Annotated in this window: 11 protein-coding genes and 1 riboswitch; of the genes, 3 read left to right on the top strand and 8 right to left on the bottom strand. The window is 53.4% G+C overall.

Annotated elements, in window-relative coordinates:
- Positions 1-311 precede the first annotated feature (311 nt).
- The gene (murI, locus tag ACLJNW_RS20160) at positions 312-1,163 is read right to left on the bottom strand and encodes a glutamate racemase (protein ID WP_038803909.1); all 852 of its coding nucleotides are present in this window, start codon (positions 1,161-1,163) and stop codon (positions 312-314) included.
- A complete protein-coding gene (gene btuB, locus ACLJNW_RS20165; RefSeq protein WP_000591403.1) occupies positions 1,108-2,952 on the bottom strand; it encodes a TonB-dependent vitamin B12 receptor BtuB in 1,845 nt (614 codons plus the stop codon). The genes murI and btuB overlap by 56 nt, the downstream gene beginning before the upstream one ends.
- Before the next feature lie 65 nt (positions 2,953-3,017).
- A riboswitch (cobalamin riboswitch) is annotated at positions 3,018-3,211 on the bottom strand.
- Between the two features lie 114 nt (positions 3,212-3,325).
- On the opposite strand from btuB, the gene trmA reads away from it, so the two are divergent.
- Positions 3,326-4,426 carry a tRNA (uridine(54)-C5)-methyltransferase TrmA gene (gene trmA / locus ACLJNW_RS20170; RefSeq protein WP_000186971.1) on the top strand — a complete coding sequence of 367 codons (1,101 nt, stop codon included), beginning with the start codon at positions 3,326-3,328 and terminating at the stop codon, positions 4,424-4,426.
- Between the two features lie 46 nt (positions 4,427-4,472).
- On the opposite strand, the gene ACLJNW_RS20175 is transcribed toward trmA, so the two are convergent.
- On the bottom strand, positions 4,473-4,832 hold the full coding sequence (locus ACLJNW_RS20175; protein WP_023204378.1) for a YijD family membrane protein: 360 nt from the start codon (positions 4,830-4,832) through the stop codon (positions 4,473-4,475).
- A 15-nt stretch (positions 4,833-4,847) separates the two neighbouring features.
- Positions 4,848-5,483: an HTH-type transcriptional repressor FabR gene (fabR, locus tag ACLJNW_RS20180; RefSeq protein ID WP_000971958.1), complete on the bottom strand. Its 636-nt coding sequence runs from the start codon at positions 5,481-5,483 to the stop codon at positions 4,848-4,850.
- Positions 5,484-5,681: 198 nt separating this feature from the next.
- Here fabR and sthA point away from each other — a divergent pair, with 198 nt between their 5' ends.
- The gene (gene sthA / locus ACLJNW_RS20185; protein WP_001120791.1) at positions 5,682-7,082 is read left to right on the top strand and encodes a Si-specific NAD(P)(+) transhydrogenase; all 1,401 of its coding nucleotides are present in this window, start codon (positions 5,682-5,684) and stop codon (positions 7,080-7,082) included.
- Here sthA and oxyR read toward each other — a convergent pair.
- The 4 genes from oxyR to argC form a co-directional block, all read right to left on the bottom strand.
- Positions 7,065-7,982: a DNA-binding transcriptional regulator OxyR gene (gene oxyR / locus ACLJNW_RS20190; RefSeq protein WP_001025919.1), complete on the bottom strand. Its 918-nt coding sequence runs from the start codon at positions 7,980-7,982 to the stop codon at positions 7,065-7,067. The two genes, sthA and oxyR, sit on opposite strands and share 18 nt — an antisense overlap.
- 285 nt (positions 7,983-8,267) lie before the next feature.
- Entirely contained in the window at positions 8,268-9,644 is a 1,377-nt protein-coding gene (argH, locus tag ACLJNW_RS20195; RefSeq protein WP_023204377.1) for an argininosuccinate lyase, read from the bottom strand.
- 116 nt (positions 9,645-9,760) lie between these two features.
- Positions 9,761-10,537: an acetylglutamate kinase gene (gene argB, locus ACLJNW_RS20200; protein WP_001575262.1), complete on the bottom strand. Its 777-nt coding sequence runs from the start codon at positions 10,535-10,537 to the stop codon at positions 9,761-9,763.
- Between the two features lie 7 nt (positions 10,538-10,544).
- The gene (gene argC, locus ACLJNW_RS20205) at positions 10,545-11,549 is read right to left on the bottom strand and encodes an N-acetyl-gamma-glutamyl-phosphate reductase (protein WP_000935335.1); all 1,005 of its coding nucleotides are present in this window, start codon (positions 11,547-11,549) and stop codon (positions 10,545-10,547) included.
- Positions 11,550-11,637: 88 nt separating this feature from the next.
- Between argC and argE the strand changes: the two genes are divergently transcribed.
- Positions 11,638-12,789 (top strand): acetylornithine deacetylase, encoded by a 1,152-nt coding sequence (gene argE / locus ACLJNW_RS20210; RefSeq protein ID WP_000800208.1) that lies wholly within the window; start codon positions 11,638-11,640, stop codon positions 12,787-12,789.
- The last annotated feature ends 320 nt before the right edge of the window (positions 12,790-13,109 follow it).

A 13,109-nucleotide genomic window follows, 5' to 3' on the forward strand; every position in this document is an offset into this window, starting at 1 on the left:
ATTTTTCGTCCGAGGACGTCAAGAATCCGTATCTTCGAGTGCCCACACAGATTGTCTGATAAATTGTTAAAGAGCAGTGCCGCTTCGCTTTTTCTCAGCGGCGCGGGGTGTGCATATTACGCTTTCCCGCTTCAGAGTCAAGCGTTTATTTTCGCTTTTCTCCGTGAGGTTCTGGTCTGAACCCCGCTGACCCGGCGGCCTGTGTGCCGTTGTTCCGTGTCAGTGGTGGCGCATTATAGGGAGTTATTTCTGCCTGACAAGAGGAAATTTAAAATAATTTCTCAAGTGCCTGGTATTTACCCAAAACGCCATTAAACCGGCAGTTTTTCGAGCGTTTCAAAGCCATAACGCTGTAAAACGGGTAATAATTGTTCAGCTCCTAGCGTCATTGCCATGCAATAAGCAATATTGGCATCGGTTGATTTCGCATCCGGCGCTTCATGTTCCAACAGCCAGGCTGTACGACGCGCTATCGCCGCGCCGGAATCCACTAACCGCGTCCCTTCGGGCAGGACTTGCAAAAGCTCGTCCCGTAATAGAGGGAAATGCGTACACCCCAGAACGACCGTGTCAGGCGGCTCCGGCATTCGTAGCCATGGGCGTAATATGCGGCGCAGCTCTTCCAGCGATACCGAGTCGCCATGTAGTTTAGCTTCCGCCAGTTCCACCAGTTCTGCCGACCCCAACATCGCTATCTGACATTCATTAGCGAAGCGCGCAATCAGCTCGTGAGTATAAGGACGTTTGACCGTGGCTCTCGTCGCCAGTAGCCCGACGACGCCATTGGCGGTCAGCCGCGCCGCTGGTTTAATCGCAGGCACAACGCCCACCACCGGGAAGGCAAACTTTTCACGTAATGCGGGAAGTGAGACCGTACTGGCGGTATTACAGGCAATCACCGCCAGTGAAAGGGGATAGCGCTGCTGTACCGCAGTCACAATCTCGACAACGCGCTCGACGATAAACGTTTCACTCTTTTCCCCGTAGGGGAAAGCCACGTTATCGAAAGCATATATATAGTGGAGATCCGGCAGGAGCCGCCGAATCTCATCATAGACCGACAATCCACCGACGCCGGAATCAAATACCAGCACGGTGGGACGTGGTTCAGAAGGTGTAGCTGCCAGACAAGGTGTATTCTCGTCCTGCAGTTTGGTAGCCATAAACTGTCTCGTAATCTTTGTCGAACAGGTTGGCTATTTTACCACGAACTGTCAGATGTGAGGTGACCGGATATGCAACCGTAAGATCCCATAAACTGACGCCGCCCATTTTTACTGTCCGGTATGGGTAAGCGGAGTAGTCCGAATCATAGCGGGAACCAAGGTATTGATATGTCACCCCCCAGTCAAAATCGTAAACGTCCCAGTCAAGTTGATATTTTGCCATCTGTTTGGAACGCCGCGGTAATGGCGTATCGGTAATCGCATTACGCGCATCAACGTAATCGTAACTGACCGTATGCGTTAACGGTCCGGTATCGAAATTCGCCGTCGCCTCAATACCTTTAATGCGCGCCTTACCTTCGTTGTAATATTTTTGCAGATGATCGTCATAATCGATCATGTCATTAATATCGTTACGATAACCTGAAATACGCCAGCTGACGCCAGCGGTTAGCCCTTCAAATGCGCCTTCCCACTGTTTACTCTTTTCAGGATTCAGGTTCGGATTACCGTAATAACCATACAGTTGGCCCAAATTAGGCGCTTTGTAGGAGGTTCCGTAGGAGGCAATAAAGCGATAACCTTCTATAAACTCCCATCCCGCGCTGGTTTGCCATGTACCATGACGACCAAACTGGGAGTTGTCATCACTGCGCGCCGCCGCTTCCAGAGTGAAGTCACCCAACTGTTGTAATCCTGTCAGGTAAACCCCGGTATTACGCTGGTCATATCCCTCGGGCACATAGCCGGTACCTGGCGTGGTAGTCTGTTTCTGCCAGTCTACGCCCGCCCCAACATTACCGTGCCCCACGACCACACTGTTGGTCCATTGAACATTGTACTGTTTCATCTCATCCAGCGTGGCGGAGGTATCATACCGGCCATAGTGCGGATCATAGTTGTAATCTTTACTGTGGCTATAGCTTGAAACCAGCTGAGACTGAATACGTTCGCCATTAAAGCGCAGCCCGGCGTCCCAGCTTTGGCTATAAAGTTTGCGTGTATCAATCAGCGGCGAGCCCGGCGAGTAATAGGCGTCGTAATCGGTACGGTTATCGTAGCCATAACCACGCACGAATCCGCTCCAGCGATCAGAAAAGGTATGCTCTAACGCGCCATAAAGCGTTTTACTCAAAAAGCCGTCCCGGTCAGGCTGCGCCTGCATCCCGGTACCGCCTTTCGCTACCACGTCAAACCCTTTGGTGTATTCGTAATCGCCGATCAACGTCGCCCGCGTGTTTTCGCCAAGTTGCTGTTGCGTCGAGATGTCGTAATTCTGGTAGCTATTGCTTCCCCATCCAGCGGTTAATTCTGTGCCTGGGTTATCGCGCGTCGTAATGATATTCACTACGCCGCCGATAGCATCGGAACCATAAATAGCGGAGCGCGGACCGCGAATATATTCAATGCGCTGTACCAGCGACACCGGGAACTGGCTGAGATCGGCGGACCCGCTCACGCCTGCTAAATTCAGACGCACGCCGTCAATCAATACCAGTACATGGCTGGAGTTGGTGCCGCGAATGAAAATGGAGGAGTTTTGTCCGGCGCCGCCGCTCTGCGCAATATCGACGCCAGGCAAACGGCGCAGAACATCATTTACGGAGGTCGATTGCCAGCGTTCAATATCCTGACGCGTCACGATGGTAACGGGCGCCAGAACCGCGCTGCGCGGCTGCTGAAAACGGTTGGCGGTGACAACCAGGGTATCCGGGCTAGTGTCCTGCGCCCAAGCGGAAAAGGCCGTGACGGAAAACGCCGTCAGCAGCGTAGCTTTTTTAATCATTGTAAAGCATCCACAATATAAGAAGGATGCCGCAGGCTTCATCGATAGTACGCGATGATGAAAAACCAGATGCGACGTTAGCCGGCAGGTCTTCGGGCTTGGAGGGTTATCCGTTGGCTGGATAGCAGAAATGATGACTTCCCGCCGGAGGCAGTGTCTGCTTACGCTCTCATCTCACCTTTCCTTACCGCTGCGCGTCAGCTCCAGATTTTCACTGGATTCCCTATTAACTCACAGGACCGGCCCACGGATGCTACCGTCTGTCACAACACCCTGTCCAGACCGCGCATCACAAATCAGAAATCATCAATAGCTGGACATCCACTGAGCAATCCCTACAATCCCCGCGTACTTTTATTATTCAGGATGCGATATGACCCCCGAACATCTTCCGACAGAACAGTATGAGGCGCAGCTAGCCGAAAAAGTGGCGCGCTTGCAGAGTATGATGGCGCCGTTTTCTGACCTGGTTCCGGAAGTATTTCGCTCGCCGGTCAGTCACTATCGTATGCGTGCGGAATTTCGCCTGTGGCATGACGGCGATGACCTGTACCACATTATGTTTGATCAGCAGACCAAAAGCCGGATTCGCGTTGACACCTTCCCGGCGGCCAGCCAACTGATTAATACCTTAATGAAGGCGATGATTGCCGGCGTGCGCGATAATCATGCACTGCGGCATAAGCTGTTCCAGATGGATTATCTCACGACCTTGAGCAACCAGGCGGTAGTGTCGTTGCTGTACCATAAGAAGCTGGACGAAGAGTGGCGTGAAGCTGCCACTGCGTTACGCGATGCTTTACGCGCGCAAGGTCTGAACGTACACCTGATTGGCCGGGCCACTAAAACCAAAATCGAATTGGATCAGGATTATATTGATGAGCGTCTGCCTGTGGCAGGTAAAGAGATGATCTACCGCCAGGTCGAAAACAGCTTTACGCAGCCAAACGCCGCCATGAATATTCAGATGTTAGAGTGGGCGCTGGAGGTGACGAAAGACTCAAAAGGCGATCTGCTTGAGTTGTATTGCGGCAACGGCAATTTTTCTTTAGCGCTGGCGCGCAATTTTAACCGCGTGCTGGCAACCGAAATCGCCAAACCGTCCGTCGCTGCCGCACAGTACAATATTGCCGCTAATCATATTGATAATGTGCAAATTATTCGCATGGCGGCGGAAGAGTTTACCCAGGCGATGAATGGCGTTCGTGAGTTTAACCGCCTGCAGGGGATCGACCTGAAGGGCTATCAGTGCGAAACCATTTTTGTCGATCCGCCGCGCAGCGGTCTGGACAGCGAAACGGAAAAAATGGTGCAGGCTTATCCACGTATTCTGTACATTTCCTGCAATCCGGAAACGTTGTGCAAAAACCTGGAAACGTTAAGCCAGACGCACACGGTGTCTCGCCTGGCGCTATTCGATCAGTTCCCGTATACACATCATATGGAATGCGGGGTATTACTCACCGCAAGGTAAAATGTACGTCGGATGGCCGGTTATACCGCCATCCGGCATTCGCACACTATTCCGCGGTGTCCTCCTTGCGGTTACGCAGTTTAAAGCCAATCCAGAATACCAGAATCACCGACAGCACCGCCGGGAAGAAATTAGAGCCAATATCCGGATATTCTGCACGCACGACGGTGCTATACAGTAAAACGCCAAGAATGAAACAAGCGGCGGCCAACCCCGGCAAACCTACCGGCATAGTACGATTTTGGTAGCGCTGATGCAGGCAATATATCGTCAGCACCAGCGAGATAACCGGGAATACGGAGAACGGCACAATAGCGCTAAACAGCGCTGCGAATGTGCCGTTAATCGATAAGCCAGCGATGAGCGCCAGCAACAGCGTACCTTTATCTTGACCTGACTGTTTCATTACTCGTCCTTCACGTTATTCGGAATGATGTGCTATTTTCTCTTGCTCACGGCGATACCAGTAATACGCCCCTTTCGCAATCATGCGCAGTTGCAATACCAGCCGCTCTTCTAATTGCCGACGCTGTTCAGCGCCGATGTCCAACGCCTCTGCGCCCGCGCTAAAGACAATAGTCACCATCGCTTCGGCCTGGGCTTCAGTAAACGCGCGCGGCATATGGTTTTCGAGTTCCAGATAGTCGGCAAGTTCCGCAATAAAATGCTGAATCTCCCGCGCGACGGCGGCACGAAACGCCGCTGAAGTGCCGGAACGCTCGCGCAACAACAGACGGAAGGCGTTGGGGTTGTTGCCGATAAACTCCATAAATGTGGAGACCGACGTGCGAATGACGCTGCCGCCTTTCGCGATGCGCTGTCGCGCCTGACGCATCAACTGACGCAGCATCAGACCGCTTTCATCCACCATCGTCAGACCGAGTTCATCGACATCGCGAAAATGACGGTAAAACGACGTTGGCGCAATGCCCGCTTCACGCGCCACCTCACGCAAACTCAGGCTGGCGAAACTCCGCTCAGCGCTCAGTTGGCTGAATGCGGCTTCCACCAGCGAACGCCGGGTTTTTTCTTTTTGTTGCGCTCTAACACCCATCACAATGTCTGAATCCTTCCATATGCCTTATTCGGCACTATACCAGAGAATAAAAGTAACGGGTTCACACTGGATTGTGAATGATTGTTTACAGACAGTTTGTGCTCCGGCTTCGCAAAAAAGCACAACGATAATTGGGTTAAAGCTGGGCAAATGTTATCATCGTGTTTATTTTATGTATAAAAACAGGTGAGTAATACCATGCCACATTCCTGGGATTATGATGCAGTCGTCATAGGGTCAGGCCCCGGCGGTGAAGGCGCTGCAATGGGTCTGGTTAAGCAAGGAGCACGCGTCGCGGTGATTGAGCGTTATCATAACGTTGGCGGCGGATGTACCCACTGGGGCACCATCCCATCCAAAGCCCTTCGCCACGCCGTCAGCCGCATTATTGAATTTAATCAAAACCCGCTCTATAGCGACCACTCCCGTCTCCTTCGTTCTTCTTTCGCCGACATCCTTAATCATGCCGATAACGTGATTAATCAACAAACGCGTATGCGTCAGGGGTTTTATGAGCGTAACCACTGTGAAATATTGCAGGGCAACGCCCATTTTATTGACGAACATACCCTGGCGCTGGAATGCCATGACGGCACGGTTGAAACCCTGACGGCAGAAAAATTTGTTATTGCCTGTGGTTCGCGTCCTTACCATCCCAGTGATGTGGATTTCTCGCATCCGCGCATTTATGACAGCGACTCAATCCTGAGTCTCCACCATGAACCGCGCCACGTTATTATTTACGGCGCCGGCGTTATCGGCTGCGAATATGCGTCCATCTTCCGCGGTATGGATGTGAAAGTGGATCTGATCAACACCCGCGATCGCCTGCTGGCCTTTCTCGATCAGGAGATGTCCGACTCTCTCTCTTACCATTTCTGGAATAGCGGCGTGGTTATTCGCCACAATGAAGAGTATGAGAAAATCGAAGGCTGCGATGATGGCGTCATCATGCACCTGAAATCCGGCAAAAAACTGAAGGCTGACTGCCTGCTCTATGCTAATGGCCGTACCGGTAACACCGATTCGCTGGCGCTGGAGAATATTGGTCTGGAAACAGACAGCCGTGGACAGCTCAAAGTCAACAGTATGTACCAGACCGCCCTGCCGCACGTCTATGCGGTGGGCGACGTGATTGGCTATCCCAGTCTGGCCTCCGCCGCTTACGATCAGGGGCGTATTGCAGCGCAGGCGCTGGTGAAAGGCGAAGCGACCGCGCATCTTATCGAAGATATCCCCACCGGGATTTATACCATTCCGGAAATCAGTTCTGTCGGCAAAACCGAGCAGCAGTTAACGGCAATGAAAGTGCCTTACGAAGTGGGCCGCGCGCAGTTTAAGCATCTGGCGCGAGCGCAAATCGTCGGCATGAACGTCGGCACGCTAAAAATTCTCTTCCACCGCGAAACCAAAGAAATTCTGGGGATTCACTGCTTTGGCGAACGCGCCGCCGAAATTATTCATATCGGCCAGGCGATCATGGAGCAGAAAGGTGGCGGTAACACCATCGAATACTTCGTTAACACCACCTTTAACTACCCAACCATGGCGGAAGCTTATCGGGTTGCGGCGTTGAACGGCTTAAACCGCCTGTTTTAACGCCTTGTCGAAATGGCCATCCATTGCGCCACGGATGGCCTCTGCCAGTTGCTCATAACGGCTACGCAGCGGCGATCCCGGGCGATAAACCAGCCCCACGGTACGACGCGGCTCCGGCTTAATGCATGGCAGATAAACCACGCCGTCGCGCTTACGCTCCTGCGGTACGGCCAGCGCCGGGAGTAGTGTAATACCACTGCCCGCCGCCACCATGTTGCGCAGCGTTTCCAGACTGGTCGCCCGGAAATGGGTATCTTCATCCGCTCCCGCTTCAAAACAAAACCCCATCGCCTGATCGCGCAGACAGTGGCCATCTTCCAGCATCAGCAATTTCTCGCCCGCCAGATCGGACATCGGCACGCGATCGCGATTCGCCCACGGATGATCCTCATAAATAGCCAGCATCATGGGCTCATCAAACAGCGGCACTTCGATAAACGCCTCGCTCTCTTTCACCAGCGCCAGAATAGCGCAGTCAAGCTTGCCGCTATCGAGTTGCGCTAACAGCTGATGCGTTTGCGCCTCATGCAGATACATTTCCAGCTTCGGGAAAGTCTGGTGCAACATTGGAATGATAAGCGGCAGCAAATAGGGACCAATCGTTGGGATTAAACCAATATGCAGCGGGCCGGACATCGTCTCGCCTTGTTGGCTTGCCATCTCCTTGAGCACCTTGACCTCACGCAGTACGGTACGCGCCTGATCCACCAGCAGTAAGCCCGCCTGGGTAAACAGCACCTTACGGCTCGTACGCTCCAGCAGCATAACGCCCAGCTCATCTTCCAGCTTACGTATTTGCCCACTAAGGGTTGGCTGGCTGACGTGACAGGAGTCCGCCGCTCGCCGGAAATGGCGATGTTCGGCTAACGCCACCAGATATTCAAGATCACGAATATTCATTATTCATCCTCCGTCGCCACGATAGTTCATGGCGATAGGTAGCATAGCAACGAACGATTATCCCTATCAACCTTTCTGATTAATAATACATCACAGAACGGAGCGGTTTCTCGTTTAACCCTTGAAGACACCGCCCGTTTAGAGGGTATCTCTCGAACCCGAAATAACTAAAGCCAACGTGAACTTTTGCGGACCTCTGGTCCGCTTTTTTTTTTGCGTAAAAAAGCCCGGCGTCGCTGATGCTCGGCCGGGCAGTATTGCCTGATGGCGCTACGCTTATAAGGCCTACAACGCGAGGCGCGCCCTGGCATCGTCGATGGCCTGCGCCACCTGCTGCGGAGAAACGCCGCCTTTTGCCGCCCGTTTATCCAGACACGACTGCAAAGACAATATCGGATACACATCGTCGCCAATCACGCGGCTGAATTTCTGTAAATCGGCCAGCGGCAACGCTTCCAGCGGCTTACCCTGGCGAATGGCTTCTACCACCGCTTCGCCGACAATATGGTGCGCTTCGCGGAACGGCACGCCTTTCGCGACCAGGTAATCCGCCAGCTCCGTGGCGTTGGCATACCCCTGTTGCGCCGCGTCCTGACAACATGGGCGTTTCACCTGAATACCGTCCAGCACCAACGCCGCCATATGCAGGCAGTCAAGCCAGGTATCGAGCGCATCGAACAGCCCTTCTTTGTCTTCCTGCATATCTTTGTTATACGCCAGCGGCAGACCTTTTAAAGTCATCATCATGCCGGTTAGCGCCCCTTGTACGCGACCGCACTTACCGCGAATCAGCTCCAGCGCGTCCGGGTTTTTCTTCTGCGGCATTAACGATGAACCGGAAGTCACGCGGTCAGAAAGCTCTACAAAGCCCGCTTCACCAGAATTAAAGAAAATCAGATCTTCCGCGAAGCGTGACAGATGCACCATGCCGATAGCCGCATCAGAAAGCAGTTCCAGTACGTGGTCACGATCGGACACGCTGTCCAGGCTGTTGCGAGTCGCAGACGTAAAGCCCAGCCAGCCTGCCAATTGTTCACGGTCAATTTCATAGGCCGTGCCCGCCAATGCGCCGCAGCCTAGCGGACTCACGTCCAAACGTTTAAGCGTGTCCTGCAGGCGGCTTTCATCGCGCGCCAGCATTTCGACATACGCGAGACACCAGTGGGCGAAAGTCACTGGCTGCGCGCGTTGCAGATGGGTATATCCCGGCATTACCGCGTCCTGGTTCGCCCGCGCGGTTTCCACCAGCGCGCTCTGTAGCTGGCGGTTAGCGGTAAGCAGTTCCCTCACCGTCTCTTTGCACCACAGTTTCAGGTCCGTCGCCACCTGATCGTTACGGCTGCGTCCGGTGTGCAGCTTTTTACCCAACTGACCCACTTTGTCGATGAGCTTACCTTCCACCCAGCTATGGATATCTTCCGCATCGCTTTGCAGGATTTGCTGCGGATTCGCGCGAACCTCTTCCAGCAACACGTTCAGCGCTTCTTCCAACTGTCGTTGCTCATCGGCAGTCAGTACGCCTACCGTGACCAATGCTTTAGACCAGGCCACAGAACCGACAATATCCTGCTCCGCCAGACGGTAATCGAAGCGCAACGAATCATTGAATTGTTTAAACCGCTGGTCTGCCGCCTGTGTAAAACGCCCACCCCAAAGTGCCATAATAGACTTCCTTAATTCTTCGAATTTCACTGCCGGATGGCGCTACGCTTATCCGGCCTATAATTTCTGTTCACGCAGGCCCGATAAGGCGCAGCCGCCATCGGGCGAACAAATAGTTAAGCCAGAATACGCGTGCCAATCGGCGTGCCGTTAAACAGCGCAGGCAGTTGCTCCGCATGACGCCAGGAAGCGATATCCACCGGGCGCCCCAGCGCCCGCGCAGCATCGAGAGCCGCATTCACTTTCACAATCATCCCGTCGGTAATAATGCCCTGGTCGATAAGCTGCTCGGCTTTGGACGCCGTCATTTCGGCGATACGCTGGCCTTTGCCGTCCAGAATACCGCTCACGTCGGAAAGCAGGATCAGATCGGCCCCCAGCGTCGCCGCCAGCGCGGTTGCCGCCTGATCGGCGTTGACGTTCATCAGTTGGCCGTCGTCTGTTACGCCAATGGAGCTGACCACCGGCAGAAAGCCGTTTTCCAGCAGCATGTTAATCAGCTTCGGCGACCCCGGCTGCGCCAGCCCGACGTGGCCTAACGCTTCATCGAGTTGAGTCACGTTTACGCTGTCGCCATCGCCCAGAAACAGACCAACAGAGGCGATATGGTGTTTCTTCGCCCAGGCCAGCAGAGTTTTGTTAGCGGTTCCCGCCAGCGCGCCGGTAATGATGCCAATCTGATCGGCAGGCGTCACGCGCAGGCCGTCTTTCTTTTTCACGGGCAAATTCAGCCCTTTCATCAGCTCATCCACCACGCAACCGCCGCCATGAACAATCACCAGCGGACGCTGATGGGACTCACGATAGTTGACCAGCGCGGTAAAAAGACGTTCCAGAGCCTCTTCGCTATCCAGTAATACGCCACCCAGCTTGATAATTAATGGATTCATCATTTCACCCTTAAATAAGAGACTGCGTTTCAGCGAAGCCAAAACGAATATTAGCGCACTGTACTGCTTGCGCCGCTGCGCCTTTCAACAAGTTGTCTTCGGCTGCCACCACAATCAGATGTTCGCCCTGGACGGCAAAACCAATATCGCAGAACGGCAGCCCGACGACGTTCTTTAACGCCGGAACGCCTTTGTCATACAGGCGCACCAGCGGTTTGTCGCCATAGGCTTTTTGCAACACGTCGGCGACCTGCGCATGGGTTACTCCCGCTTTCAGGCGGCAGGTAATGGTTTCCAGAATCCCGCGCGGAAAATTCCCCAGATGCGGGGTGAAGATGACCTCCGCGCCCAGATGGACGGCGATTTCCGGCTGATGACGATGCGTAAACACGCCATACGGTTGCAGACTCACTTCACAGAAACTGTTCGAAATTGCCGCTTTGCGCCCCGCGCCGCTCACCCCGCTGGTGGCATTAATTACCGGCCACTGCGTCAGATCCAGAAGCCCGCCGTCAATCAGCGGTTTTAGCGACAACTGCGCTGCGGTTGGATAGCAACCAGGAACCGCAATCAGATTCGCCGTGTTCAGTTTATCGGCATTCCACTCCGCCAGACCGTACACCGCCTGCTCCAGCAGCTCAGGATACTGATGAGTAAATCCGTAATATTTTTCATAGAAGGCGCGATCGTTTACCCGAAACGCGCCGGAAAGATCGAATACGACGCATCCGGCCTGTAAAAACTGCGGTGCCAGATCGTGGCTCACTTCATGCGCTGTCGCCAGGAACACCACATCAACATCTGCGCTAAAGTCACGTACATCCGACATCGGTTGCAATGGCAGGTCGACAATCCCTTTTAACTGCGGATGTAAATCAGAAATTAACTTTCCTGCATCATTGCTTTGCGCTGAGACGGTCAAAGCGGTTATGGTCATATGTGGGTGGCGATTTACGTAGCTTACAAGCTCTGCGCCCGCATAACCGCTAGCGCCTACAATCAGCGTATTCAACATCGGGTTCCTTTATGCTCAACGTTAATGTATTTTTATTCATAATTAATGCATGAATATTGATACTATCATGACCTGAGGTGTGTCAACAATGAAAAACGTTTTACCGCCATTTATCGAGATTTACCGCGCTTTGATTGCCACACCGTCGATAAGCGCAACCGAAGAATCCCTGGATCAAAGTAATGCGTCTTTAATCACTTTGCTTGCAGGCTGGTTCAGCGATCTTGGTTTCAACGTAGAGGTTCAACCGGTTCCAGGAACGCGAAACAAATTTAATATGCTCGCCAGCACCGGACATGGCGCGGGCGGTTTGCTGCTGACCGGCCATACCGACACGGTTCCCTTTGATGACGGACGCTGGACGCGCGACCCGTTCACGCTGACCGAGCATGACAATAAGCTCTATGGCCTGGGCACTGCGGATATGAAAGGCTTCTTCGCTTTTATTCTGGACGCGCTACGTGACGTTGACGTCACAAAGTTGAAAAAGCCGCTCTACATTCTGGCGACCGCCGATGAAGAGACCAGCATGGCGGGGGCGCGTTATTTTTCCGAAACCACGGCATTACGTCCGGACTGCGCGATCATTGGCGAACCGACGTCGTTGCAACCGATACGCGCGCACAAAGGGCATATCTCTAATGTCGTTCGCGTCCTGGGGCAGTCCGGTCATTCCAGCGACCCGGCGCGTGGGGTTAACGCCATTGAACTGATGCACGATGCGATTGGCCATATCATGCAACTGCGTGACTCGCTGAAAGCGCGGTATCACTACGAGGCGTTTACCGTTCCGTATCCAACGCTGAATCTGGGCCATATTCACGGCGGCGATGCCTCAAACCGTATCTGCGCCTGCTGCGAATTGCATATGGATATTCGTCCACTGCCGGGCATGACGTTAAACGACCTTAATGGACTGCTTAACGACGCGCTGGCCCCGGTAAGCGAACGCTGGCCGGGCCGCCTGACGGTGGCGGAATTACATCCGCCGATTCCAGGTTATGAGTGTCCACCGGACCACCAACTGGTTGAAGTAGTAGAAAAACTGTTGGGAACGAAAACCGACGTGGTGAACTACTGTACTGAAGCGCCGTTTATGCAGACATTATGCCCAACGCTGGTGCTTGGTCCGGGCTCAATTAATCAGGCGCATCAGCCGGATGAATATCTCGAAACGCGTTTTATTAAGCCAACCCGGGAATTGATTACCCAGGTAGTACACCATTTTTGCTGGCATTAATGCATATTGCCCGGTGACGTGATGTTTACCGGGCCTACCCCGTCTTGTAGGCCGGATAAGCGCAGCGCCATCCGGCGTCTCTACGCCACATGTTCATAAGCATTTCTTATTTGGCACGATGCGAATTAACTTTAATAAATTACCGCCATTTTTTCGTTTGCTGAACCGATTTCGCAGTAATTGACGCCACGGGTTTTACGTGGCTTTATAAAAGACGGCTAAAAAGCAAAGTCCGAAAAATTTCACGTCACAGCAAGGCGGCAAACGAGCCCATTCCGGAGAGCTGGCATACGGGCGAGCGCAGCCACTGCCGCTGTGGC

The organism is Salmonella sp. SAL4457 (genome assembly GCF_046548235.1).
Classification (GTDB): Bacteria; Pseudomonadota; Gammaproteobacteria; order Enterobacterales; family Enterobacteriaceae; genus Salmonella; species Salmonella enterica.